Source organism: Streptomyces sp. NPDC102514 (assembly GCF_055584525.1).
Genome location: NZ_JBVJLW010000014.1, coordinates 48,104 through 71,704 on the forward strand (window position 1 = coordinate 48,104; position 23,601 = coordinate 71,704).

General features: G+C 70.7%; 19 protein-coding genes. 13 read left to right on the top strand and 6 right to left on the bottom strand.

Annotated elements, in window-relative coordinates:
• Nucleotides 1–15 precede the first annotated feature (15 nt).
• Complete coding sequence (locus tag ACZ60E_RS30985) at nucleotides 16–264, top strand: acyl carrier protein (RefSeq protein ID WP_055611752.1); 249 nt, start codon at nucleotides 16–18, stop codon at nucleotides 262–264.
• Between the two features lie 174 nt (nucleotides 265–438).
• Nucleotides 439–1,734 (top strand): beta-ketoacyl-[acyl-carrier-protein] synthase family protein, encoded by a 1,296-nt coding sequence (locus ACZ60E_RS30990; protein ID WP_384807422.1) that lies wholly within the window; start codon nucleotides 439–441, stop codon nucleotides 1,732–1,734.
• A gap of 164 nt (nucleotides 1,735–1,898) precedes the next feature.
• On the opposite strand, the gene ACZ60E_RS30995 is transcribed toward ACZ60E_RS30990, so the two are convergent.
• The gene (locus ACZ60E_RS30995) at nucleotides 1,899–2,393 is read right to left on the bottom strand and encodes a DUF3145 domain-containing protein (protein ID WP_107018521.1); all 495 of its coding nucleotides are present in this window, start codon (nucleotides 2,391–2,393) and stop codon (nucleotides 1,899–1,901) included.
• A 200-nt stretch (nucleotides 2,394–2,593) separates the two neighbouring features.
• Between ACZ60E_RS30995 and ACZ60E_RS31000 the strand changes: the two genes are divergently transcribed.
• Nucleotides 2,594–3,508, top strand: coding sequence for an SGNH/GDSL hydrolase family protein (locus ACZ60E_RS31000; RefSeq protein WP_469444711.1), 915 nt, complete (start codon nucleotides 2,594–2,596; stop codon nucleotides 3,506–3,508).
• Between the two features lie 125 nt (nucleotides 3,509–3,633).
• On the opposite strand, the gene ACZ60E_RS31005 is transcribed toward ACZ60E_RS31000, so the two are convergent.
• Nucleotides 3,634–6,072 (bottom strand): glycoside hydrolase family 3 protein, encoded by a 2,439-nt coding sequence (locus tag ACZ60E_RS31005; protein WP_469444713.1) that lies wholly within the window; start codon nucleotides 6,070–6,072, stop codon nucleotides 3,634–3,636.
• A 180-nt stretch (nucleotides 6,073–6,252) separates the two neighbouring features.
• Here ACZ60E_RS31005 and ACZ60E_RS31010 point away from each other — a divergent pair, with 180 nt between their 5' ends.
• Nucleotides 6,253–6,822 (top strand): TetR/AcrR family transcriptional regulator, encoded by a 570-nt coding sequence (locus tag ACZ60E_RS31010; RefSeq protein ID WP_469444715.1) that lies wholly within the window; start codon nucleotides 6,253–6,255, stop codon nucleotides 6,820–6,822.
• 117 nt (nucleotides 6,823–6,939) lie between these two features.
• Entirely contained in the window at nucleotides 6,940–8,253 is a 1,314-nt protein-coding gene (locus ACZ60E_RS31015; protein ID WP_469444717.1) for a pyroglutamyl-peptidase I, read from the top strand.
• A 2-nt stretch (nucleotides 8,254–8,255) separates the two neighbouring features.
• Here the strand turns inward: ACZ60E_RS31015 and ACZ60E_RS31020 are convergent, their stop codons facing one another.
• Nucleotides 8,256–9,053 (bottom strand): EI24 domain-containing protein, encoded by a 798-nt coding sequence (locus tag ACZ60E_RS31020; RefSeq protein WP_469444719.1) that lies wholly within the window; start codon nucleotides 9,051–9,053, stop codon nucleotides 8,256–8,258.
• Between the two features lie 306 nt (nucleotides 9,054–9,359).
• Nucleotides 9,360–10,223 (bottom strand): hypothetical protein, encoded by an 864-nt coding sequence (locus ACZ60E_RS31025; protein WP_469444720.1) that lies wholly within the window; start codon nucleotides 10,221–10,223, stop codon nucleotides 9,360–9,362.
• Between the two features lie 213 nt (nucleotides 10,224–10,436).
• On the opposite strand from ACZ60E_RS31025, the gene ACZ60E_RS31030 reads away from it, so the two are divergent.
• Nucleotides 10,437–13,016 carry a M14 family zinc carboxypeptidase gene (locus tag ACZ60E_RS31030; RefSeq protein ID WP_469444721.1) on the top strand — a complete coding sequence of 860 codons (2,580 nt, stop codon included), beginning with the start codon at nucleotides 10,437–10,439 and terminating at the stop codon, nucleotides 13,014–13,016.
• Between the two features lie 69 nt (nucleotides 13,017–13,085).
• On the top strand, nucleotides 13,086–14,246 hold the full coding sequence (locus ACZ60E_RS31035) for a serine hydrolase domain-containing protein (protein WP_469444723.1): 1,161 nt from the start codon (nucleotides 13,086–13,088) through the stop codon (nucleotides 14,244–14,246).
• A gap of 99 nt (nucleotides 14,247–14,345) precedes the next feature.
• On the opposite strand, the gene ACZ60E_RS31040 is transcribed toward ACZ60E_RS31035, so the two are convergent.
• Nucleotides 14,346–15,368, bottom strand: a complete 1,023-nt coding sequence (locus ACZ60E_RS31040; protein ID WP_469444725.1) for an NADP-dependent oxidoreductase — start codon at nucleotides 15,366–15,368, stop codon at nucleotides 14,346–14,348.
• A gap of 113 nt (nucleotides 15,369–15,481) precedes the next feature.
• On the opposite strand from ACZ60E_RS31040, the gene ACZ60E_RS31045 reads away from it, so the two are divergent.
• Complete coding sequence (locus ACZ60E_RS31045; RefSeq protein WP_453793774.1) at nucleotides 15,482–15,952, top strand: MarR family winged helix-turn-helix transcriptional regulator; 471 nt, start codon at nucleotides 15,482–15,484, stop codon at nucleotides 15,950–15,952.
• Between the two features lie 372 nt (nucleotides 15,953–16,324).
• Here ACZ60E_RS31045 and ACZ60E_RS31050 read toward each other — a convergent pair whose 3' ends face one another.
• Entirely contained in the window at nucleotides 16,325–17,077 is a 753-nt protein-coding gene (locus ACZ60E_RS31050) for an SCO2400 family protein (RefSeq protein ID WP_469444726.1), read from the bottom strand.
• Between the two features lie 277 nt (nucleotides 17,078–17,354).
• Here ACZ60E_RS31050 and ACZ60E_RS31055 point away from each other — a divergent pair, with 277 nt between their 5' ends.
• From ACZ60E_RS31055 to mmsA, 5 genes are all read left to right on the top strand, one after another.
• A complete protein-coding gene (locus ACZ60E_RS31055; protein ID WP_384816208.1) occupies nucleotides 17,355–18,515 on the top strand; it encodes a mandelate racemase/muconate lactonizing enzyme family protein in 1,161 nt (386 codons plus the stop codon).
• 142 nt (nucleotides 18,516–18,657) lie between these two features.
• On the top strand, nucleotides 18,658–19,671 hold the full coding sequence (locus tag ACZ60E_RS31060) for a zinc-dependent alcohol dehydrogenase (RefSeq protein ID WP_469444728.1): 1,014 nt from the start codon (nucleotides 18,658–18,660) through the stop codon (nucleotides 19,669–19,671).
• 135 nt (nucleotides 19,672–19,806) lie between these two features.
• Complete coding sequence (locus tag ACZ60E_RS31065) at nucleotides 19,807–20,775, top strand: hypothetical protein (protein WP_384816214.1); 969 nt, start codon at nucleotides 19,807–19,809, stop codon at nucleotides 20,773–20,775.
• Nucleotides 20,776–20,910: 135 nt separating this feature from the next.
• Nucleotides 20,911–22,023 carry a multiple monosaccharide ABC transporter substrate-binding protein gene (gene chvE / locus ACZ60E_RS31070; RefSeq protein WP_469444731.1) on the top strand — a complete coding sequence of 371 codons (1,113 nt, stop codon included), beginning with the start codon at nucleotides 20,911–20,913 and terminating at the stop codon, nucleotides 22,021–22,023.
• A 35-nt stretch (nucleotides 22,024–22,058) separates the two neighbouring features.
• Complete coding sequence (gene mmsA / locus ACZ60E_RS31075; protein WP_469444733.1) at nucleotides 22,059–23,600, top strand: multiple monosaccharide ABC transporter ATP-binding protein; 1,542 nt, start codon at nucleotides 22,059–22,061, stop codon at nucleotides 23,598–23,600.
• Nucleotide 23,601: the final 1 nt, after the last annotated feature.

A 23,601-nucleotide genomic window follows, 5' to 3' on the forward strand; every position in this document is an offset into this window, starting at 1 on the left:
GAAGGAGCGCCTGACATGGCCGCCACTCAGGAAGAGATCGTCGCCGGTCTCGCCGACATCGTGAACGAGATCGCCGGCATCCCGGTCGAGGACGTCCAGCTGGAGAAGTCCTTCACCGACGACCTCGACGTTGACTCGCTGTCCATGGTCGAGGTCGTCGTCGCCGCCGAAGAGCGCTTCGACGTCAAGATCCCCGACGACGACGTCAAGAACCTCAAGACGGTCGGCGACGCGACCGAGTACATCCTCAAGCACCAGGGCTGAGCGCTCCGCTGAGAGTGCACTGCTTCGCCCGCGGGTCCGTTGTGGCTGGTCGCGCAGTTCCCCGCGCCCCTTCGGGGCACTGCCGAACCACACCGGACAGCACCGGACCCGCTTAGCCCCGCCACCCGGCGGTGGCGCCGCTGAATCCTCGTATCCGTTGGAGAAAGAATTCCCGTGAGCCCGACCAATCGCACCGTGGTCGTCACCGGTATCGGCGCAACCACACCGCTGGGTGGCGACGCAGCCTCTACCTGGGAGGGCCTGGTCGCCGGACGTTCCGGCGTCCGCCCTCTGGAGCAGGACTGGGCCGCCGACCAGGCGGTCCGTATCGCGGCACAGATCGCCGTGGAGCCGGGCGAGGTCATTCCCCGCCCGCAGGCCCGCCGCCTCGACCGCTCGGCGCAGTTCGCGCTGATCGCGGCCAAGGAGGCCTGGGCCGACGCAGGTTTCACCGACAAGGCCGGCGCCGAGGCGTCGGACGCCGCCGAGCAGGGCGCGACCGTCGACCCCGACCGGCTCGGCACGGTCATCGCCTCCGGCATCGGTGGCGTCACGACCCTGCTCGACCAGTACGACGTGCTGAAGGAGAAGGGCGTACGCCGCGTCTCCCCGCACACCGTTCCCATGCTCATGCCGAACGGCCCCTCGGCCAACGTGGGGCTGCTCGTCGGCGCCCGCGCCGGTGTGCACACCCCGGTCTCCGCCTGCGCGTCGGGCGCCGAGGCCATCGGCTACGCCATCGAGATGATCCGCACCGGCCGCGCCGACGTCGTCGTCGCCGGTGGCACCGAGGCGGCCATCCACCCGCTGCCCATCGCCGCGTTCGGCAACATGATGGCGATGTCCAAGAACAACGACGACCCGCAGGGCGCCTCGCGTCCCTACGACATCGGCCGTGACGGCTTCGTCCTCGGCGAGGGCGCCGGCGTCCTGGTCCTGGAGTCGGCCGAGCACGCCGCCAAGCGCGGAGCCCGTGTCTACGCGGAAGCGGTCGGCCAGGGCATCTCCTCCGACGGCCACGACATCGTGCAGCCGGAGCCGGAGGGCCGCGGTATCGCTGCCGCGCTGCAGCACCTGCTCGACAGCACGGACCTGAACCCGGCGGAGATCGTGCACGTCAACGCGCACGCGACCTCCACGCCGGCCGGTGACGTCGCCGAGCTGAAGGCACTGCGGAAGGTCTTCGGCGACGACGCCGACCACTTCGCCGTGTCCGGTACGAAGTCCATGACCGGGCATCTGCTCGGTGGTGCGGGTGGGGTGGAGTCGGTGGCCACGGTGCTGGCGCTCTACAACCGGATCGCGCCGCCCACCATCAACGTCGAGAACCTCGACCCCGAGGCGGAGGCCACCGCGGACATCGTTCGCGGTGAGGCCCGGAAGCTGCCTGTCGAGGGGCGGATCGCCGCGCTCAACGACTCGTTCGGGTTCGGTGGGCACAACGTGGTGCTGGCGTTCCGCACGGTCTGACTTCGGCCCCTGGCCAGGTGTGAGTGGCTCGGCTCCTCTTTGAGGGGCCGGGCCACTTCGCGTTGTGGATGCGTGCGGGTCCGGTGGGGCCGGTCGCGCAGTTCCCCGCGCCCCTAAAAGCGAAAAGATTGCGCCGTTCCCCGCGCCCCTGGAAGCAAGCGCCCCTATACGACCTGGTGGAGCCAGCGGACCGGGGCGCCCTCTCCTGCGTAGCGGAAAGGTTCCAGTTCGTCGTCCCAGGGTTTGCCGAGGAGGCGGGTGAGTTCCGACTCCAAGTGGGTCTCGCCCTGCTGGGAGCGGGCCAGGGCGGCGCGCAGGCGGTCCTCGGGGATCAGGATGTCGCCGTGGATCCCGGTCACCGCGTGGAAGATGCCCAGATCAGGGGTGCAGCTGTAGCGCTCGCCCTCGGCGGTCGCGCACGGCTCGGCGGTCACCTCGAAGCGCAGCATCTGCCAGCCGCGCAGCGCCGAGGCGAGCTTGGAGGCCGTGCCGACCTCGCCCTTCCAGGAGAACTCGGATCTCCAGGTCCCGGGCGAGGCGGGCTGCCGGATCCAGTCGAGGCTGACCCGCGTACCGAGCACGCCCGCGACCGCCCATTCGACGTGCGGGCACAGCGCACGCGGCGCGGAGTGCACGTAGAGAACTCCACGTGTCGTCACTGGCACCTCCGGACAGAGCGGGCACTTTGCGGCTTGGCGGATCGTTCAGTGGCAGGGCAGCCACGTGTGCCGAGGCTACCGTGCGAGGGCGCAAGGAGTGTGACGTACCGTCGGTCCAAGCGCCCGGAAACACGGAGGTTTCACCCGGGAGGACGCTCCGGGGCGGAGTGTCGTTGCGTGATGAACGAGGGGATCTGGGGATGCGGAACCGTGGTCACCGTTCGCGGGGCCTCCTCGCGGCCGTCGTGGCGGCTCTCGTCGGCGTCGCGGGACTGACCGGATGCGACGCGGTCGGCGGCAACTCCCCGGGCCCGACAGGAACTGACGCGCGGAGCGGAAAACCTTCACCGAAGCCCACGCCGGACTGGGACCGCAGCCCGCGCTCGCTGGCCGCCGTCGGCGACTCGATCACCCGCGGGTTCGACGCCTGCTCGGTGCTGACCGACTGCCCCGAGGTCTCGTGGGCGACCGGCACCGACACGAAGGTGAAGAGTCTCGCGGTACGGCTCCTGGGGAGGACCGGGGCCTCGCAGCGCAGCTGGAACTACGCGGTGACCGGCTCCCGCATGGCGGACCTGCCCGGTCAGATGGCGCAGGCCGCGGCGAAGAAGCCCCAGTTGGTCACGGTGATGGCCGGCGCGAACGACGCCTGCCGTTCGTCGGTGTCCGCGATGACGTCGGTCGCGGACTTCCGCAGCCAGTTCGAGGACGCGCTGGGCACGCTGCGGTCGGCGTTGCCGAAGACGCAGGTGTACGTGTCCAGCGTGCCCGATCTGAAGCGGCTGTGGTCGCAGGGGCGGACGAATCCGGTGGGCAAGCAGATCTGGAAGCTGGGGATCTGTCCTTCGATGCTCGGTGACGCGGACTCGTTGAGTGCGGCGGCGACGTCGCGGCGGGATCGGGTGCAGGACCGGGTGGAGTCGTACAACACGGTGCTGGAAGAGGTGTGTGCGAAGGAGCGGCGGTGCCGGTTCGACGGCGGGGCGGTCTTCGAGTACCGGTTCGGGACCGCGCAGTTGAGTCACTGGGACTGGTTCCATCCGAGTGTGGACGGGCAGGCGCGGCTGGCGGAGATGGCGTACGGGGTCGTTACGTCCCGTACGCCGTCCCGGTGACGGGGGTCGCGTTGTCGGGTGCGGGTCCGGTGGGGGCTGGTCGCGCAGTTCCCCGCGCCCCTGGAGGGGCTGCGCCCCTGAAAGACAAAAGATTGCGCCGTTCCCCGCGCCCCTAAAGGCAAAAACTAAAAGACACAGGTTGCCGTCAGCCTCGTGTCCGTGAGGCTGTGGGACGCCTCGATCTCGTAGGTGCCCTTCACCGGTGTCCACGCGTCGGACGTCTCGTCCCAGACCTCGAAGGCTCGGGGCGGGAGGTCGACGGTCGCGTGGGCCGACTCCCCCGGGGCGGCCTCGACGTTCGCGAAGCCCGCCAGCCAGCGGGCGGGGCGGTCGGGGGTGGGTTCCGCCGGGGCGAGGTAGAGCTGGATCGTCTCGCGGCCGGTGCGGGTGCCCGTGTTGGTGACGCGGACCGTGACCGTCGTACCCGTCACGTCGATCTCGTCGTACGTCCAGTCGGTGTAGCCGAGGCCGTGGCCGAACGGGTACGTCGGGGTGCGGTTCTCCTTCTCCCAGGCGCGGTAGCCGATGAACACGTCCTCGGTGTAGGCGAGTTCACCGTCGGTGGGGGTGACCTCGGTGACCGGGGCGGAGTCCAGCGAGCCCCAGGTGGTGGGGAGTCGGCCGCCGGGCTCGTGGGCGCCGGTGAGGACGTCCGCGAGGGCCGCGCCGCCCTCCTGGCCCGGGAACCAGTCGAGGAGGACCGCGGCGACCTCGTCGCGCCACGGCAGTTCCACCGGGGAGCCGGAGTTGACGACCACGACGGTGTTCGGGTTGGCGGCGGCGACCGCGTGCACCAACTCGTCCTGGCGGCACGGGAGTCGGAGGTCCGCGCGGTCGAAGCCCTCGGACTCGACGCGTTCGGTGGTGGCGACCACGACGATCGCCGTGTCGGCGGCGCGGGCCGCTTCGACGGCCTCGGCGATCAGCTCGTCGGGGTCGCGCGCGGGCTCCTGGTGGGCGAGCGTGAAGCTGATGACCCGCATGGGCACGTCGTCGGGGACGTCGACGGTGTGGCGCAGGGAGACGTCGTAGGAGCGGCCGGCCGTCAGGTCCACCGTGGCGCGCTCGACGGGGTCGCCGAAGAACGTCACGAACGGGTCGTCCAGGTCGGTGCTCTGGACGCCGTCGAAGTGCTCCGTGCCGTCGATCGTGAGCGTGAAGGCGCCCAGCCCCTTGATCCCGAACGTGTGGGGGCCGCTCTCGCGCGGGGTGAAGGTGCCGGTCAGTTCGACGCTGTCGAGGCGGTCGTGGGTGACGCCGTCGGGCAGGTCGTTGCCCATCCACTGGATGTGGCCGCTCGGCGCGGAGCGCGTGCCCAGGACGTCGCCCCCGGTGTCGCGGCAGACCGCACGCAACTCGAACCCCTTGTCGGCGGCGGCCAGTTCCTGGCTCGGGTCGGCGCCGACCGCGTACGTCAGCGTGCCCTCGGGGAGTGCGGCGGTCAGGCCGTCGAGCGGGGAGACGACGTGGGCGGGGAAGACGGTCGCGGAGCCGCCGCCGAGGACGCGGGCGTCACGGGCGGCGGCGCCGATGAGCGCGACCGAGTGGCCGGCGGGGACGGGCAGGGCGCCTTCGTTGCGTACGAGGACGAAGGCGCGGCGGGCGATCTCGCGGGCCAGGGACTCGCCGTCCACGGTCTCGGGCAGGTCGGTGACGACCGGTTCCGCGCCTTCCAGGATGCCGACGCGGGCGGCGAGGCGCAGGACGTTGCGCACGGCCTCGTCGACCTTGGCCTCGTCGGTCTCACCGGCCCGGACGGCGGCGGCGAGCTTGGCGCCGTACACGGTGACCGGGCCGGGCATCGCGACGTCCAGGCCGCCCTCGATGGCGCCGACGGTGGAGCGGGCGGCCATCCAGTCGGAGACGTTGTAGCCGTCGAAGCCCCACTCGCCGCGCAGGACCTCCTCGACGAGGTACCGGTGCTCGCTCATCGTGCTGCCGTTGACCGAGTTGTAGGCGGTCATGATGCCCCAGGGGTGGGCGTTCTCGACGATGGCCTCGAAGGGGGCCAGGTACAGCTCGCGCAGGGCGCGCGGGGAGACCACGTTGTTCACGGTGAAGCGGTCGGTCTCGGCGTCGTTGGCGACGAAGTGCTTGACGGTGGTGCCGACCCCGCCCTCCTGCACACCGGTCACGTATCCGGTGCCGATCCGGCCGGTGAGGTACGGGTCCTCGCTGTACGCCTCGAAGTGCCGGCCGCCGAGCGGGGAGCGGTGCAGGTTGACCGTGGGGGCGAGCAGCACGTGGACGCCCTTGCGGCGGGCTTCCTGGGCGAGGAGCCGGCCGGCCCGGCGGGCCAGGGCGGGGTCCCAGGTGGCGGCGAGCGCGGTCGGGGACGGCAGGGCGACGGACGGGTCGTCGGCGGTCCAGCGCACGCCCCGGACGCCGATCGGGCCGTCGGACATGACCAGTGACCTCAGCCCGATCCCGGGCAGCTCGGGCAGGGACCACATGTCCTGGCCGGCGAGCAGCCGCGCCTTCGTGTCCAGGTCGAGACGGGCGAGAGCCGCCTCGACCACTGCCTCACGCGCCTGATCGGCCGGGGTGGGCCGCGTTCCTGCCATGGCCGTGCCTCCTCGTTGAGTCCGTTGCGTCGAGTCCGTCGCGTTGTGTTCCGTCGCGCACCGATCCGTCACTGCCATCCTGCCCGCGTCACCTGTTGATCGGTAGGTTTCGTTACGTCCGCGTTATATTTATGTCATGGGAAGCCGCATGGGGGACCCCGTCCGTCGTACGGTGACGTCATGACGAGCGGGGCGCCCAGATCGGCCAGGGGCACGGAACGGCGTGCGGAGATCCTCCGGGCGACGCTGGAGGTGATCGCCGAGCGCGGTTACCGGGGCGCGAGCCTGGCCGCGGTCGCCGAGCGGGTCGCCCTCACCCCGCAGGGGCTGCTGCACCACTTCCCCACCAAGGAGGCGCTGCTCGTCGCCGTCCTGGCGGAGCGCGACCAGTGGGACGCGGTCCCCGGCACCGGGTGGCGGCTCGAACTGCTCGGCCAGCTCGTCGAGTACAACGCCATGCGGCCCGGGATCGTACAGACCTTCTCGGCGCTCCTCGGCGAGAGCGTCACGGAGGGGCATCCGGCGCGCGAGTTCTTCACGCAGCGGTACGAGGCCGTACGCGCGAACATGGCACAGGTGCTGCGGACCGAGTACGGGGAGCGGCTGCCGAGCGGGCTCACGCCGGAGCGGGCGGCTCCGCTGCTCGTCGCGGTGATGGACGGGCTGCAGTACCAGTGGCTGCTCGCGCCGGAGTCGGTGGACATGCCGGCGGCGTTCCGGGACTTCCTCACGCTGCTGGGCGAGGGCTGACCTTCACGGGGTCACGCACGTCACAGGGCTCACGCGTTATGGCGTGCGTCCCGTGCGTCGCGCATACTGCCGCCATCCGACGACGTCCCCACTCGCGACGGAAGGACCTGAACCGCCTTGACGCACATACGTGTTCGGATCGGCGCCCTCGGCCTGGCTCTCCTGGCCGGACTCGCCGCACCGCCCGCCCTCGCCGCGGAGAACCCCGCGGCCGCGCCCACCGTGGAGGAGCAGCGCCTCGACCGGGCCGCGCCCCAGGAGATCCTCGTCCGGTCCGGATTCGACACGGTGGCACCGGAGTTCGCCCGGGCCCTCGGCAGGGCCCGCTCGTACGCGCAGGCCGAGCGGCTGGTCGAACGGCAGGGCTCGCGGCTGTGGCAGCGGGCGGTGGACCGGGCCCAGGGCCGCGGGCCCGCGGGCGGCGACCTCAGCAGGGACGACGACCGGCCGCTGTACTGGGCCCGGCTCGGCATGACGCGTGAAGTACGGCAGTGGCAGCCGGAGTTCGGGCTCACCGAGACCCGGCGCGCGAAACTGCTGGCCGCGCTGGAGCGGACGTCACGGGGCCAGGACTCCATCCGCTACCCGCACTCCGGGTCCAGGTCCGCGACCAAGGACACGTCCGCAGCCGGGTCCGCAGCCGAATCCGCATCCGGGTCCAGGAAGGTCAAGCGGATCCTGGTGACCGGGTTCGATCCGTTCACGCTGGACCGGGACGTACGGATCTCCAACCCGTCGGGGGCGACCGCGCTCGCCCTGGACGGCACGGTGATCAGGACGGCGGACGGTCCCGCGCGCATCGAGACGGCCGTCTTCCCGGTCCGCTGGCAGGACTTCGCCGACGGGACCGTGGAACGGACCCTGCGCGCCCACCTCCCCCATGTCGACCTGTTCACCACGGTCAGCCAGGGCCGGGTGGGCCGTATCGACATCGAGCGCACCAACGGGGCCTGGCGGGGCGGCTTCCCCGACAACGAGAACCTCTCCCGCACCGAGACCGTCCCCGTGACCGACCCGGCCTCGCAGCCGCAGTGGACGACGACGACCCTGCCGTACAAGGACATCGTCGCGGCGGACACGGGACGCTTCCCCGTGTACGACAACACGTCGGTGACCGAGATCCCGGCGGGCGGGACCGATCCCGTCGTACGCCCCGAGGGGCCGACCGCGGGCTCGACGGCCCGGTCGGGCGGCGGGGGCAACTACCTGTCCAACGAGATCGCGTACCGCGCGACGCTCCTGCGGGACCGGCTCGGCCTGGCGGGCTCGCTGCCCGGCGGCCATGTCCACACTCCGGTACTGGAGTTCGGGGCGGGCAACACCGATCCGGCGAGCGGGACGGTCACCGACGCGCAGTTCGTGCAGAACCGGCTGGACATCATCGCCCAGGTCCGGTCGATCCTCACGGTGGCGGCGGACGCCGGTGAGTGACGTCAGTCGCTGAGGGAGCCCGCGGGGGCCTGGTCGTCCTCGTTCTCCTCGCGGGTCTCCTCGCCCAGCAGGTCGCGGGCCATCAGGGTGGCGCCCGCGACCGCGCCGGGCATCAGGAAGACGGCGACGAAGGGGACGAGGAAGGCGAGGCCCAGCGGGGTGCCGAAGCCCCAGACCAGCATCCTGCGGGAACGGAGCATGGTGAGGCGGTCGCGGAGCACGACGTTGCGGCGCTGGAGCGCGACCGCCGTCAGTTCCTCGGTGAGGAAGAAGCCCGTGACGAAGAAGCCGATCACCGGGACGACGGTCTGACCGACGAACGGGATGAACCCGAGCGCGAAGAGCAGTACGGCCCAGACCAGGGCCCTGGCCACGATCCGGAGGCTGTCGCGGGTCGAGATCACCAGTTCGCGCCAGAGCGGGAGGCCGGACTCGGGGGCCGTGCCGTCCGGGGACACGTCCCGGTCCACCTTCTCGGAGAGGCTCTCGTAGAAGGGCTGGCCGATGATCAGGGTGGCGGCCGTGAAGGTGATGACGGACAGGAGCAGGGCGAGCGCGAAGAGGACTGCCGTCAGGAAGCCGCGGAAGAGGCCGAGCCAGGGGCTCGACCAGTCGTCCGCGAAGGGGGTGGCCCAGGTGATGAAGTCCGTGCCCCACAGGGCCAGGGCGATCAGGGCGGCGGCGTACAGGACGAGGGTGATGAGGCCGGGGATCAGTCCGAAACCGAACTGCTTTCCGTGCCCGGCGACCCAGCGCTGGCCGCGCATCAAGTACCTGAACCCCACCCCAAGATCACGCATACGCCCACCTTACCGGGCGGGGCCCTGCCGCCTGCGGGCCGGTGGGGGCGGGCCGCGCAGTTCCCCGCGCCCCTGAAAAGCCAAAAGACTGCGCAGTTCCCCGCGCCCCCAAGAGGGGCTGCGCCCCATCAGGGGCGCGAGGAACGGCGCGAGCAACCCCCACCGGCCCGCACCCGACAATCCGGCCTCAGCCCCGCCTCTAAGGGGCGCGGGGAACTGCGCGGCCAGCCCCCACCGGCCCGCACCGGACGAACCGGCCCCAAGCCCCCCGCGGACGCGCACCCCAGGCCCGTCCGCGGGTGCGGGTCAGGCTGGGTGGCCCGTCACCACCACCGCCGAGCCCGCCGCAGGCGAAACCGCCGCGGACACCCGCACCGCCACAACCCGTGCCACCCGACCCGCCCACCCCGCGGAAGCGAACAGCAGCGGCTGGAGCTGTTCGAGGCCGGAGACCACCATCTCCTCCCCCGCGATCAGCACCGGCCGTCCTACCCGGAAGCCGGCCGCGGCCACCTCCGTGAGGTCCGCCAGCGGCGGCACCACCGCGCGCACCACCCCCGCCCCCGCCCCCGCGGCCCGTTCGGCCAACGCCACCTGCACCGGCAGCAGCGGAGCCACCGCGGACGTCAACGCGTCGGCGATACGCCGCAGTTCGGGCGACGAGTCCCGCAGCACCTCCGCCGCGGCCCGGATCACCGGCGCGAGCACCAGCAGCGTGCCGGCCGCCATCCCCGCCGCCGCGGGCAGGAGCGGCGACGAGGCGTCCACCAGTTCCCCCAGTGCCTCCGCCGCCTCCTCGACCGCGGGCTCCACCGCGTCGAGGAGCGGCAGCAGGCTGTCCCCGAGCGCGGTGAGGAGCGCGCGGGCCGGTTCGCTGACCGGGTGGACGGCGAGGGGCGCCCCGCTCGTCCCCAGCCGCGTCAGTGTGTCCACCATCCGGTAGAACGCCTCCTGCGCCTGCGGCGACGCGCTCGCCTCGGCCAGTTCGGCGGTCGTCTCGCGCAGGACCCGCAGCACCTCCGCCCCCGAACCGTCCCTCGGATCGAAGGTGTTGACGGCGATTCGGGTGAGGTTGCCCGCGGTGTCCAGGAGCTGGCCGGTGATGTCGGTCGTGCTGCGCGCGATACGCGCGACGTCGTCCCTGCTGGGGAGCGACGGGATCGTTGCCATGGGCTCTCCTCGCCTCACGCACGCGTGCTGCCGGGTGCCTGCCGGGTCCACTCGGTTCGTCCAAGTCCCCTCCCAGGATGCCCCCTCCGCCCGACCCGGGACACGGCGTCCGTCGTCATCGGTTACGCCGACGCCCCCTTGTTGCGGGAGGGGCGAGCCGGTAGACCTCCGTACCGAAGTGACCCCTGTCAGGTCCTCTCCGTGGAGGTACACGTGCACCTGCCGAGACCCGTCCTGATCGCCACGGCCACCGCCACCGCGGCGGCCTCGCTCCTGCTCACCCCGAACGGCGCCGTCGCCGACCCGACGCCCCGCCCGGGGGCGCCGGTCCGCGAGGGGTCGGGCCCCTCCGACGGCGCCGGCGTCGCCGCCGGGGTACCCGGGAGCGCCACCGACCGCGCCCTGACCGCCCCGGTCACCGAACTCACCCCCGACACCGGGGCCGTACGGGGTTATCCGCGCGAGCAGGTCCTCGCCCCGGACGCGGAGAACCCGGCCGACAAGTCCATCAAGCTGGGCCTGACCCCGTACCACTCCATCGCCCCGAAGCTGAACGCGCTGCAGCGTCTCGGCGACCGGGTGAGTGTGGAGGTCGTGGGCCGTTCCGCCGGTGGGCACCGGCTGTTTCTGGTCACGGTCACCGCGCCGGAATCGGAGCGGCAGGCGCGCGCCCAGGAGCGGTTGCGCGAGCTGATCGAGAACGCGCCGGTCGCCGCCGCCAAGGACCCTGCCGTCAAGCGGGACTACAAGACGCCGGTCTTCTTCAACAACAACATCCACGGCAACGAGTGGGAGGGCACGGACGCCTCCCTCGAGCTGATCGAGAAGCTCGCCACGGCGAAGGACGGGACGACCGCCGACCTCCTCGCCCACCACCGCGTGTACTTCAACATCACCGCGAACCCGGACGGCCGTATCGCCGGCACCCGCGCGAACGCCAACGGCTTCGACCTGAACCGGGACTTCGTGACCGCCTCGCAGCCCGAGGTACGGGCGATGCGGCAGATCGCGATCGACAAGCAGCCCGCGCTCATGGTCGACCTGCACGGTTACGTCAACGGCACCCTCATCGAGCCGACGACTCCCCCGCACGGCGAGAACTACGAGTACGACCTGTTCCTGAAGAACACCTACGCCAACGCCCTCGGCATGGAGGCCGCCGTCAACGGCCTCGGATACACGCCGGAGAAGGACGGGGTGGAACCGGCCCAGATCCCCTTCCGGGACCAGGCGGAGGGCTGGGACGACTGGCCGCCGATCTTCACCCCGCAGTACATGCCGTTCCACGGCACGGTCGCCGCGCACACGGTCGAGTTCCCGATGGCGGTGAACAACGAGGAGTACGACGAACTGCCCGTCACCGAGCTGCGCCGCCGCGCGTCGATCAACGTGGCCATCGCGGGCGCGGCGATGCGCGCGAGCCTCGACTACGCGCGCACGCACCGCGGTTCACTGGCCGCCGACCAGATCGAGGTGTTCCGCCGGAGCGTGACGGGCGCCGCCCAGGTCCCGGTCTCGCCGGAGACGGTGCCGGGTGTCCCGGGCATCGGCCCGGAGGACGTCTACACCACCGACTTCCCCCGCGCGTACGTGATTCCGGCCGGCCCGGACGCGCAGCGCTCGGCGCCGGCCGCCGCCCGTCTCGTCGACCACCTGCTCGCCAACGACGTCCAGGTCCGCCGGGCCACAAGGGACTTCGGGCTCGGCGGGAAGGCGTACGCGAAGGGCTCGTACGTCGTCGATCTTCGGCAGCCCAAGCGCGGCATGGCCCATGTGATGCTGGCGGACGGGCGGGACATCAGTGACAAAGTGTCGGTGATGTACGACATCTCCGGCTGGAGTCTCGGCCGGCTGTGGGGCGCGACCGTCGACACCGTACGGACCTCGAAGCTCGCCGTGCCGGACCGGGCGGTGCACGCCGCCGCGAAGGTCGGGTACGTGGCGTCCGGCGGCACCCAGCGGCCCCGGCTGCGGCTTCGGCTCGACGACGCCCGGGAGATCTCGGCGCTCAACTCCCTTCTCAGGGACGGGGTTTCGGTGCGGCGGGCGGCCGACGGCAGTGCGATCGTGCCCGCGTCGGCCCGTGAGCGGGCCGCGGTCGCCGCGAGGACGTACGACGTGGTCTTCGACGCGACGAAGGAGAGCGGCGGCGCCGCGTTGCGGCGGGTCCGGGTGGCCGCGGCGGTCGCACCGGGTGAGCTGTTCGCACTGCGGGAGATGAACTTCGACGTGGTCCCGGTGTCCACGGCGATCCTGAACGCGGGCTTCGACTGGTCGCGGGCGGACGTCCTGTTCGCGTCCTCGGGGCTGGATCCGGCGGACCTCACCCCGGCCGCGCGCACCGCGCTGAACACCTTCGTGGGCCGGAAGGGGCTGGTGGGCCGGGGAACCACCGGAGCGGCTCTCAACACCTCCGCCGGTCTCCTCCCGGTCGAGGCGGTGGCGGGCAACCCTGACGCCAACGGCGTCGTACGGGTGGTCAATTCGTCCGGTGGCGGAGTGACCTCGGGCGCCCCCGACCACGGTTTCGTCTACGCGCCGGTGTGGTTCACAGGCCTCGGTGCCGGGGTGCGCGTGGAGCAGTCGTACGCGGGCGCCGCCGGCGGGAATCCGCTCGTCTCCGGGCACTGGCGTGCGCTGGAGGACGGCAGCGGCGGGCCCGCGCAGGCCGCCGGGCGGGCTTCGGTGGTGAGCGGGCCGCATACCGTGCTGTTCGGCACGGAGCCGCTCTTCCGCGATCATCCGAAGGGAGAGTTCGCGCAGGTGGCGCGGGCCTTGCTGACGGTGTCCTGAGCGCCGAGAGTACAGAGGGCACCGAGCACAGAGCTCCACGGCACCAGCAGAGATCTGAGGAGAGCACGGATGGCACAGGAGATCCACGGCACCGTCGCCGAAGGCTTCGAGGCGGTACGCGAGGAGTTCGCGTCCGTCGTCGCCGCCGAACGACCGGACTACGCGGGCCAGTTGAGCGCGTACGTACGGGGTCGGCGGGTCGTCGATCTGTGGACCGGCGCGGACACCGACGGCGACACGCTGTTCGGTGTCTTCTCCTCCTCGAAGGGGGCGGCCCACCTGGTGGTCGCCCTGCTCGTGCAGGACGGCACGCTGGAACTGGATCGCGAAGTGGCGTACTACTGGCCGGAGTTCGCGGCGGAGGGCAAGTCGGCGGTGACCCTGCGGGAGCTGCTGGCGCACCGGGCGGGGCTGGTCGGGTCGGACGCGGGCTTCACCCTCGACGAACTGGCCGACGACCGGGTGATCGCCGAACGGCTCGCGGGCCAGAAGCCGTTCTGGCGGCCGGGCACGGCCTTCGGCTACCACGCGCTGGTGATCGGCGCGCTCACGGGCGAGGTCGTCCGGCGGGCCACCGGCCGTACGCTCCAGGAGATCCACGAGGAGCGGGTGCGCGCGCCGTACGGGCTGGGCTTCCACCTGGGGTTGCCCGAGTCGGAGGAGCACCGGTACCTGTCGGTGCAGCCGATGGCGCCGACACCGCCGGAGCAGGCGCTGCTGGACGCGACGCCCCGGGGGCCGCACACGCTGGCCTCGATCGCGTTCAACGAGCATGTGCCGGGCGCCGTGCCGCTGGTGGACTTCCCCAACTCCCGTGCGGTGCGGGCCCTCGGGCAGGCGTCGGCCGGCGGGGTCGCCTCCGCGCGCGGGCTCTCCGGGATGTATGCGGCGGCGGTCGGGGAGCTGAACGGGCGCGCAGCGCTGCTCAAGCCGGACACGGTCGCGGAGGTGGGGCAGATCCACTCCGTGGGGTACGACCTGGTGGCGCGGGCGCACAAGTCGTACGGGCTGGGGTTCCAGGCCACAGCCGACATGTGGCATCCGTTCCTGGGGGCGGGGGCCTTCGGCCACAGTGGGGCCGGTGGGTCGCAGGGGTTCGCTGATCCGCGCAGTGGGTTGGCGTACGGGTACACGCGGCGGCGGATCGCGTTCCCGGGCGGCGCGGCTCCGGAGAACCAGCGGCTGGTTCTGGCCGTTCACGCGGCTGCGGGCCGCAGGGGGCGGAGCTAACGGATTGCGCAGTTCCCCGCGCCCCCAGGAGGGGCTGCGCCCCATCAGGGGCGCGGGGAACTGCGCAGTCTCTTGGCTTCGCCTCCACCCGTGCCAGGGTCAGAGCGTGACGATCATCTTGCCGGTGTTGTCGCCTCGCAGAACCCCGAGGAACGCCTCAAGGTTGTTCTCGATGCCCTCGACGACCGTCTCGCGATACTTCAGCTCGCCCGAGGCGACCCACGGCCCGACCTCCTGGACGAACTGCGGCTGCAGGTCGTAGTGGTCGCCGACCAGAAGGCCCTGGATCCGGCCCCGCGTGGCGATGAGGCGCGCGAGGTTCTTCGGGCCGGGCGCCGGCTCCGTGTTGTTGTAGACGGAGATCATCCCGCAGATGGCGATACGGCCACGCAGGTTGAGGGAGCCGATGGCCGCCTCAAGGTGGTCGCCGCCGACGTTGTCGAAGTAGACGTCGATGCCGTCCGGGGCGGCCTTGCGCAGCTGCTCGCTCACGGGGCCGGTCTTGTAGTTGAAGGCGGCGTCGAAGCCGTACTCCTCCACCAGCAGCTTGACCTTCTCGTCGGAACCGGCCGAGCCGATGACCCGCGAGGCGCCCTTGAGCTTGGCGATCTGGCCGACCTGGCTGCCGACGGCGCCGGCCGCGCCGGACACGAAGACGGTGTCGCCCTCCTCGAAGGACGCGGTGCGCAGCAGGCCCGCGTACGCGGTGAGGCCGGTCATGCCGAGCACGCCGAGGTACGTGGTCAGGGGCGCGGCACCGGGGTCCACCTTGACGGCGTGCTTGGCGTCGAAGACGGCGTATTCGCGCCAGCCGAAGCCGTGCAGGACGTGGTCGCCGACGGAGACGCCGTCCGCGGTCGAGGCGACGACCTCGCCGACCGCGCCGCCCAGCATGGCCTTGCCCAGCTCGTAGGGGGCCACGTACGACTTCGCGGCGCTCATGCGTCCGCGCATGTACGGGTCCACGGAGAGGTGCTTGTTGCGCACCACGATCTGGTCCGGGCCGGGCTGCTTCAGGTCCGCATCGACCAGGGCGAAGTCCTCGGGCTTCGGGACGCCGACCGGGCGGCTGACGAGATGCCATTCGCGGCTGGTGGCGGGGAGCTCGGCTGTGTCGGTCATGGAGGGCGCCTTTCCTGGTGCAACGGTTTCCACACATGAGAATGCTTCAGTATGTGAAACAACCATGCTCCTGAATATTTCATGATGTCAAGTAACCGGGTAGCCTGTCGGGCATGGCCGCACAGAAGACTCCCTCGTTCGACCCACTGACCCTTGAGGTCGTCGACCTCATCGGCACGGTCGTGGCCCGCTACCACGAGGAGTACGAGGAGGCGGCGGCGGAACATGCGCTGACCGGGGCGCAGGCGCGACTGCTGAGCCTGCTGTCGCTGGAGCCGCTGCCGATGCGGCGGCTGGCACAGAAGCTGAAGTGCGAGCCGTCGAACGTCACCGGGATCGTGGATCGGCTGGAGGCGCGGGGGCTGGCGGAGCGGCGGCCGGACCCGTCCGATCGCCGCGTGAAGCTGGCCGCCGTGACGGAGGAGGGGCGGGCTGTCGCCCGGAGCCTGCGGTTGTCCCTGCGGTTCGCTCGGGAACCGTTGGCCGGGCTGTCGCGGGAGGAGCGGGTGGCTCTGCGCGGCCTGCTGCTGCGCATGCTGGACGGTTCCACCGGGGTGGCGGACGCGGGCCCCACCCCCACCTGACCTGCGGGTCCGCACCCCTTCAGTGGCCCGACCCCTCGACGCCACCTGCAGCCCGGTGGGGGTGACCCGCGCAGTTCCCCGCGCCCCTTCAGGGGCCCGACCCCCGCGACGTCATCCGCGGCCCGGTGGGGGTTGCTCGCGCAGTTCCCCGCGCCCCCTTCAGGGGCCCGAGCCCCGACCTCGCCCGCGGGCCGGTGGGGGTCACCCGCGCAGTTCCCCGCGCCCCTGAAGCGGGGCTGCGCCCCATCAGGGGCGCGGGGAACTGCGCAGTCTTTTGCCTTTAGGGGCGCGGGGAACTGCGCAATCTCTTGGCTCCGCCCCCGCCGGGTCGCAGCCTACGGGCCGACCCGTTTCATCAGCCGCGGCCAGCGGTTACGTGCACCACCACAAGAAGCGGTCGCACGACGACTCCGTGGGGGTCGGTTCCGGGTCGGGGTCCGGCGCCTCCGTCGTGGGGTCGGGATCCGGCGTACCCGGATCCGACTCCTCGGGGGCGGACGGGACGGAGGCGGGCGCCGAGGCCGTCGGACCGGCCTCCGTCGACGAAGGATCGGCTGATTCCGTCCCCTCGTCGTCCTTCTCCTTGTCCTTGTCCTTCTTGGACTTCTCCGACTTCTCCGGCTTCTTCGACTCCGAGGCGGACGGCGACGCCCCCGGCGACCCGGCGCCCCCTCCCCCGGAGGCCGACGCCCCGTCCGCGGAGGCGGAGGACCCCGCGGACGCCTCTCCCGCGGCGGACGCCTTCGGCTCCGAGGACGGCGCCTCTATGCCCAGTTCGGCGAGGCTCAGCCCGCCGGCGGCGAGCAGCAGCCCCGCCGACACGAGCAGTACCCGCCGGCGCCGCCGCCGGTGCAGCGCCGCCTTCCGGTCCCGCCGGTTCGCGCGCACCCCCCGGCTCCCGCCGCGGGTGCCGCGTCCGCGCCGGGCCCGGCGCCCCGCGCCGCCCTCCGGCTCGTCGCCGTCGCCGTCGTCCTCGCCGTCGTCCGCCGCGTCGTCACGCCCGTCGGCGTCCTCGCGGTCGTCCGGGGAGGCCGCGCTCTCTCGGCTCGCTTCGGCCGGTGTACCGCACCCCGGGCAAGCGAGGGCGCCATTGAGGTGCCGTTGGCACGGGAGGCAGTAGTCCATGTCGCCGGAAGACTAAACTCCGCTCAGGTCACGTTCCCAGGCGCAGCTGTGAAAGTTCTGTGCTGAACTGCCTGTTCGGGTGTGCCAGTTGAGGACAGGCCCGACCATTCCCCGCCTTCCTTCGCCATCTCGCCGAAACCGTTCTTCGTTCGACCCATTGACACGTCCGCCGCCCAATCCTTACTGTCTGGCCAGCATTTCGAACATGTGACGAAATCTCGAACAGTCGAAACAGATTCGTAAAAGCAGCCGCAGAGCACGACAAGGGGCATTCTCCGTGCGCATCACCGGAATCAGCACACACGTGGTCGGGACGCCGTGGCGCAACCTGACCTATGTCCAGGTGCACACCGACGAGGGCATCACCGGGGTCGGTGAGACCCGCATGCTGGGCCACACCGACGCGCTGATCGGCTATCTGCGGGAGGCGCAGGCCAATCACATTCTCGGTTCCGACCCCTTCGCTGTCGAGGACCTCGTCCGCCGTATGAAGTACGGCGACTACGGGCGCGCCGGCGAGATCGTCATGTCCGGTATCGCCGTGATCGAGATGGCGTGCTGGGACATCAAGGGCAAGGCCCTGGGCGTGCCCGTGTGGCAGCTGCTCGGCGGCAAGGTCACCGACCGCGTGAAGGCGTACGCGAACGGCTGGTACACCACGGAGCGCACTCCGGAGGCGTACCACAAGGCGGCCCAGGCGGTCGTCGAGCGCGGGTACAAGGCGCTGAAGATCGACCCGTTCGGGACGGGTCACTACGAGCTGGACCACGAGCAGTCGCTGTACTCGGTCTCGCTGATCGAGGCGGTCCGCGACGCGATCGGCCCGGACACCGAGCTGATGCTGGAGATGCACGGCCGCTTCTCGCCGGCCACGGCCATCCGGCTCGCCCATGAACTCGCGCCCTTCAAGCCCGCGTGGCTGGAGGAGCCGGTGCCGCCGGAGAACCTGAAGGCGCTGGAGAAGGTGGCGGCGAAGGTCGACATCCCGGTCGCGACCGGTGAGCGCATTCACGATCGCATCGAGTTCCGCGAGCTGTTCGAGAGCCAGGCCGTGGACATCATCCAGCCGGACGTCGGCCACCTCGGCGGCATCTGGGAGACCCGGAAGCTGGCGGCGACCGCCGAGGCCCACTACGTCCTGGTGGCGCCCCACAACGTGGGTGGCCCGGTGCTGACCGCCGCCTCCCTCCAGGTCGGCTTCAGCTCCCCGAACTTCAAGATCCTCGAACACTTCAACGACTTCGCGGACGCGGACATCAAGAAGATCGTGAAGGGTGCCCCGCAGGTCGTCGACGGCTACTTCGAGCTGTCGCACGAGCCGGGTCTGGGCGTCGAGCTGGACACGGACGCGGCGGCGGAGTTCCCGCAGCAGCAGGCGCGCTTCGACCTGTGGGCGGACGGCTGGGAGCAGCGCAAGCCGAAAGGTGCCGCCAAGTGACGCCGCCCGGCGCCGAGTTGTACCGGGGCTTGTGGCAGGCTGTGCCCAGCCGCCGGACGCCGCCGCCGTCGCGGGCCGCGGCGGACCGAGGGGTGTACGGCCTCTTCGGGACCCCGACCCGCCCCACCGCCACGGAGCCGTCATGAGCGCCGCATCCCAGGCCGTCGTCATCGAGGGGCCGGGCGAGCACCGGCTGGCCCCCCACGAGCCCACGGCACCCGCCGCGGGCGAAGCCCTGGTACGGGTCCACGCGAGCGGTATCTGCGGCAGCGACCGTGAGGTGTACCAGGGCAACCGCCCCGAGGGGTACGTCCGTTATCCGCTGACCCCGGGCCACGAGTGGTCAGGGACGGTCGAGGCGGTCGGCGGCGGGGTGCCCGAGGGTCTCGTGGGCCGCAAGGTGGTGGGTGAGGGCTTCCGCAACTGCCAGGTCTGCGACCGCTGCCACGAGGGCGAGACAACGTTGTGCACGGCCGGCTACGAGGAGACGGGCTTCACCCAGCCCGGCGCCATGGCCACCACGCTCACGCTGCCCGCCCGTCTGCTGCACGTCCTGCCGGACGACGCCGACCTGACGGCCGCGGCGCTCCTGGAGCCCGCCGCCTGCATCGCGGCGGCGGCGCTGAAGGCGAACGCGCGGCCCGGTGAGCGGGTGGCGGTCGTCGGCACCGGCACGCTCGGCATGTTCGCCGTGCAGTTCCTGAAGGCGGGTTCACCCTCGGAGCTGCTGGTGGTGGGCACCCGCCCCGACCGTGAGGAGCTGTCGCGGAAGTTCGGCGCCAGTGACTTCCGTACCCGGGACCAGGAGCTGCCCGCCGACTTCGACGTGGTGATCGAGACCGCGGGTTCGGCGACCGCCGCGACCACGGCCGCCTCGCTGCTCAGACGCGGCGGCCGGCTGGTGCTCACGGGCATCCCGGCGGCGGGCGCGGAGGGTCTGGACCCCACGGACCTCGTCGTACGGCAGCTGGAGGTGCACACCGTGTTCGGTGCGCCGCCGGAGGCCTGGGCGCACACGGTACGGGTCTTCGGCGCGGGTCTCCTCGATCCGCTGCCGCTGGTGACGCATGAACTTCCGTTGGACGAGTTCGCCCACGCCATCGAGCTGGTGGGGTCCGGCGATCCGAAGGTCGGCAAGGTCCTGCTGAGGCCCTAGGGCGTGTCCGGCGCCGGCCGACCCCCGATCCGTACGCCGGTGCGGAGACCTGACGCTCCGCACCGGCGTACATCCACCGACACGAACCATGTCCGACATATCGAACGCATACTTTGCCAAAGCTAAGGAAAGCTTGTGACCGACGCTTCTCCCAGAGCGGCCCGTCGACCCGGTGAGCAGGCGCTCGCCGCGCTCGGCCTGGGCGCTCCCGCCCTGTCCCCCGCCGACGCCTCCCCGCACTCCTTCCCGGGAGGCGGCCGATGGCGTACCGAGATCCCCTCGTGCGAGGGGCCCGAGGCGCTGGCCGTGGTCCTCAAGGAGTCCTCGCGGCTCGATGTGCCGATCCACCGGATCAGCCAGGGCAGCGGCGTCTGGATGCTGACCGACGCCGAGATCACGGAGATGGTCGACGCCACCGCCGAGCGCGACATCGAGCTGTGCCTCTTCACCGGTCCGCGCGGCACCTGGGACATCGGTGGCTCGACCCGTACGGACTCGCGGGGCGGCGGTACCAGGGCGCGTGGTCACGATGCGGTGGCGGGCTGTCTGGAAGACGCCGTACGCGCAACGGAGTTGGGCGTAAAGTGCCTCCTCGTGGCTGACGAGGGCGTGCTGTGGACTCTGCACAGGGCCCGTGTCGCCGGGATCATTCCGGCCGACACCACGCTCAAGGTCTCGGCGCTCATCGGTCCGGTCAACCCGGCCGCGTACGCCGTGTACGAGCAGCTCGGCGGGGACTCCATCAACGTGCCCAGCGATCTCACGCTGGACCACCTGACGGAGATCCGCAGGGTCAGCGCGGCCCCGATGGACATGTACATCGAGGCTCCCGACGATCTCGGCGGCTACGTGCGCATGTACGAGGTCGCCGAGCTGATCCGGCGCGGCGCACCGCTGTACCTGAAGTTCGGCCTGTCCAAGGCTCCCGGGATCTACCCGTACGGCCACCACATGAGGGAGCTGACGCTGTCCACGGCACGGGAGAGGGTGCGGCGCGGCCGGCTGGCCCTGGACCTGCTGGCGCGGCACGGGGCGGACGGCGACATGGCGCCGCTCGGCTCGCGGCTGCCGGGGACACTCCAACGTTTTGACATTCCCTCATAACGTTCCGACTACACCCCCTTCACAAAAGACGACGCGGCCGAACACAATCCCACACACCTCCTCTCGGTCGTTCCTCGCTCCACCACCTTCACAACTGAAGACCGAGCCTCCGTCAGAGCATCAAGGAAGATGATCATGCGCAATCGCAAGGCAGCCCTCTCCGCCATAGCCGCGGCAGCCTCTCTCGCCCTCACCCTGTCCGCCTGCGGGCAGGACAGCGACGGCGGGAGTGAGAGCGACAAGGGAGACGCGAAGGGGGGCACCGTCGGCATCGCCATGCCGACCAAGTCCTCCGAGCGCTGGATCGCCGACGGCGCCAACGTGGAGAAGAACCTCAAGGCGGCCGGCTACAAGACCAAGCTGGCCTACGGCGAGGACGACCCGGACACCCAGGTCTCGCAGATCGAGAACATGATCACGCAGGGCGTGAAGGCGCTGATCATCGCGGCGATCGACAACAAGTCGCTCGACAACGTGCTCCAGCAGGCCAAGGAAGCCGACATCCCGGTCATCTCCTACGACCGCCTGATCCTCAACTCGCCGAACGTCGACTACTACGCGTCGTTCGACAACGAGAAGGTCGGCGAGCTCCAGGGCGGCTACATCGTCGAGAAGCTCGGTCTCAAGGACGGCTCCAAGAAGGGCCCGTTCAACGTCGAGCTCTTCGCCGGCTCGAACGACGACAACAACACCCAGTACTTCTTCAAGGGCGCGATGAACGCCCTGCAGCCGTACATCGACAAGAAGCAGATCGTCATCAAGTCCGGCCAGACCAAGCTCAACCAGGTCACCACCCTGCGCTGGGACGGCGGCACCGCCCAGAAGCGCATGGACGACCTGCTCACCTCGGCGTACAAGAGCGCCAAGGTCGACGCCGTGCTCTCGCCCTACGACGGCATCTCCATCGGCATCCTGTCCGCCCTCAAGTCGGACGACTACGGCAGCAAGAGCAAGCCGCTGCCGATCGTCACGGGCCAGGACGCCGAGGTCGCCTCGGTGAAGTCGATCATCGCGGACCAGCAGACGCAGACCGTCTACAAGGACACCCGCAAGCTCGCCGAGGTCGCCGCCAACATGGTCGACTCCGTGCTGCAGGACAAGAAGCCCGAGACGAACGACACCAAGACGTACAACAACGGCGCGAAGGTCATCCCCGCCTACCTGCTGGACCCGGTCAACGTCGACAAGTCCAACTACAAGGAAGTTGTCGTCGACTCGGGCTACATCAAGGAAAGCGACCTGAAGTAACAACCGCCGTTTTCTAGGGATTGGAAGGCACGACCATGGCGGGACCCGTCCTGGAAATGCGCTCGATCGTCAAGACCTTTCCCGGCGTCAAGGCGCTGTCGGACGTCTCTCTGAGCGTCCGGCCGGGCGAGGTCCACGCCATCTGCGGGGAGAACGGCGCCGGGAAGTCGACCCTCATGAAGGTCCTCTCCGGCGTCCACCCGCACGGGACGTACGAGGGCGACATCCTCTTCGAGGGTGACCCCTGCACGTTCAAGGACATCAGGGCGAGCGAGCAGCACGGCATTGTGATCATCCACCAGGAGCTTGCCCTGGTGCCCTACCTCTCCATCGCGGAGAACATCTTCCTCGGCAACGAGCACGCCACGCGCGGGTTCATCAGCTGGACCGAGACGCTGAGGCACGCGACCGAGCTGCTGCGGCGGGTCGGGCTCGACGAGCACCCCGACACCCGGGTCGCCGACATCGGTGTGGGCAAGCAGCAGCTCGTCGAGATCGCGAAGGCGCTGTCGAAGAAGGTGAAGCTGCTGATCCTCGACGAGCCGACGGCGGCTCTGAACGACGAGGACAGCGGCAAGCTCCTGGAGCTCATCCTGGGTCTCAAGGACCAGGGCATCACCTCGATCATCATCTCGCACAAACTCAACGAGATCGCGGCGGTCGCCGACTCGGTGACCATCCTGCGCGACGGGCGGTCCATCGAGACCCTCGACGTGAAGGCCGCGGAGACCACCGAGGACCGGATCATCAGCGGCATGGTCGGCCGCGACCTCGACCACCGCTTCCCGGAGCGCACCCCGCACGACACCGAGGTGGGCGCGGCGCCGGCCCTGGAGATCCGCAACTGGACCGTGCACCACCCGATCGACCAGCAGCGCAAGGTGGTCGACGACGTGTCGATCCAGGTGCGCCGCGGGGAGATCGTCGGTATCGCCGGGCTCATGGGCGCCGGGCGCACCGAGCTGGCGATGAGCGTCTTCGGGCGCACCTACGGCCGGTACGCGGGCGGCACCGTCCTCAAGGACGGCAAGGAGATCCGTACGAAGACCGTGTCCGACGCGGTCAAGCACGGCATCGCGTACGTCACCGAGGACCGCAAGCACTACGGCCTCAACCTCATCGACACCATCAACCGGAACATCACGCTCAGCGCGCTGGGCAAGGTCGCCAAGGGCGGTGTCGTCGACGAGCACCAGGAGCGGCAGGTCTCCGAGGGCTTCCGCAAGTCGATGAACATCAAGGCCCCGACGGTCTTCGAGCCGGTGGGCAAGCTGTCGGGCGGCAACCAGCAGAAGGTCGTCCTCAGCAAGTGGATCTTCGCGGGGCCCGATGTGCTGATCCTGGACGAGCCGACCCGCGGTATCGACGTGGGCGCCAAGTTCGAGATCTACACGGTCATCGACAAACTGGCCGCCGAGGGCAAGGCGGTCGTCTTCATCTCCTCCGAGCTGCCCGAACTGCTCGGAATGTGCGACCGCATCTACACGATGTCCGCCGGGCGGCTGACCGGTGAGGTCCAGCGGGCCGAGGCCACGCAGGAAGTGCTGATGCGCCAGATGACGAAGGACAAGAGGTAAG

Coding starts and splice junctions, on each gene's coding strand:
- mmsA (WP_469444733.1), top strand. CDS start 22,059: ATGGCGGGACCCGTCCTGGAAATGCGCTCGATCGTCAAGACCTTTCCC.
- ACZ60E_RS31035 (WP_469444723.1), top strand. CDS start 13,086: ATGGCACAGGAGATCCACGGCACCGTCGCCGAAGGCTTCGAGGCGGTA.
- ACZ60E_RS31040 (WP_469444725.1), bottom strand. CDS start 15,368: ATGACCGACACAGCCGAGCTCCCCGCCACCAGCCGCGAATGGCATCTC.
- ACZ60E_RS30985 (WP_055611752.1), top strand. CDS start 16: ATGGCCGCCACTCAGGAAGAGATCGTCGCCGGTCTCGCCGACATCGTG.
- ACZ60E_RS31020 (WP_469444719.1), bottom strand. CDS start 9,053: ATGCGTGATCTTGGGGTGGGGTTCAGGTACTTGATGCGCGGCCAGCGC.
- ACZ60E_RS31045 (WP_453793774.1), top strand. CDS start 15,482: ATGGCCGCACAGAAGACTCCCTCGTTCGACCCACTGACCCTTGAGGTC.
- ACZ60E_RS31025 (WP_469444720.1), bottom strand. CDS start 10,223: ATGGCAACGATCCCGTCGCTCCCCAGCAGGGACGACGTCGCGCGTATC.
- ACZ60E_RS31005 (WP_469444713.1), bottom strand. CDS start 6,072: ATGGCAGGAACGCGGCCCACCCCGGCCGATCAGGCGCGTGAGGCAGTG.
- ACZ60E_RS31050 (WP_469444726.1), bottom strand. CDS start 17,077: ATGGACTACTGCCTCCCGTGCCAACGGCACCTCAATGGCGCCCTCGCT.
- ACZ60E_RS31000 (WP_469444711.1), top strand. CDS start 2,594: ATGCGGAACCGTGGTCACCGTTCGCGGGGCCTCCTCGCGGCCGTCGTG.
- chvE (WP_469444731.1), top strand. CDS start 20,911: ATGCGCAATCGCAAGGCAGCCCTCTCCGCCATAGCCGCGGCAGCCTCT.
- ACZ60E_RS31060 (WP_469444728.1), top strand. CDS start 18,658: ATGAGCGCCGCATCCCAGGCCGTCGTCATCGAGGGGCCGGGCGAGCAC.
- ACZ60E_RS31010 (WP_469444715.1), top strand. CDS start 6,253: ATGACGAGCGGGGCGCCCAGATCGGCCAGGGGCACGGAACGGCGTGCG.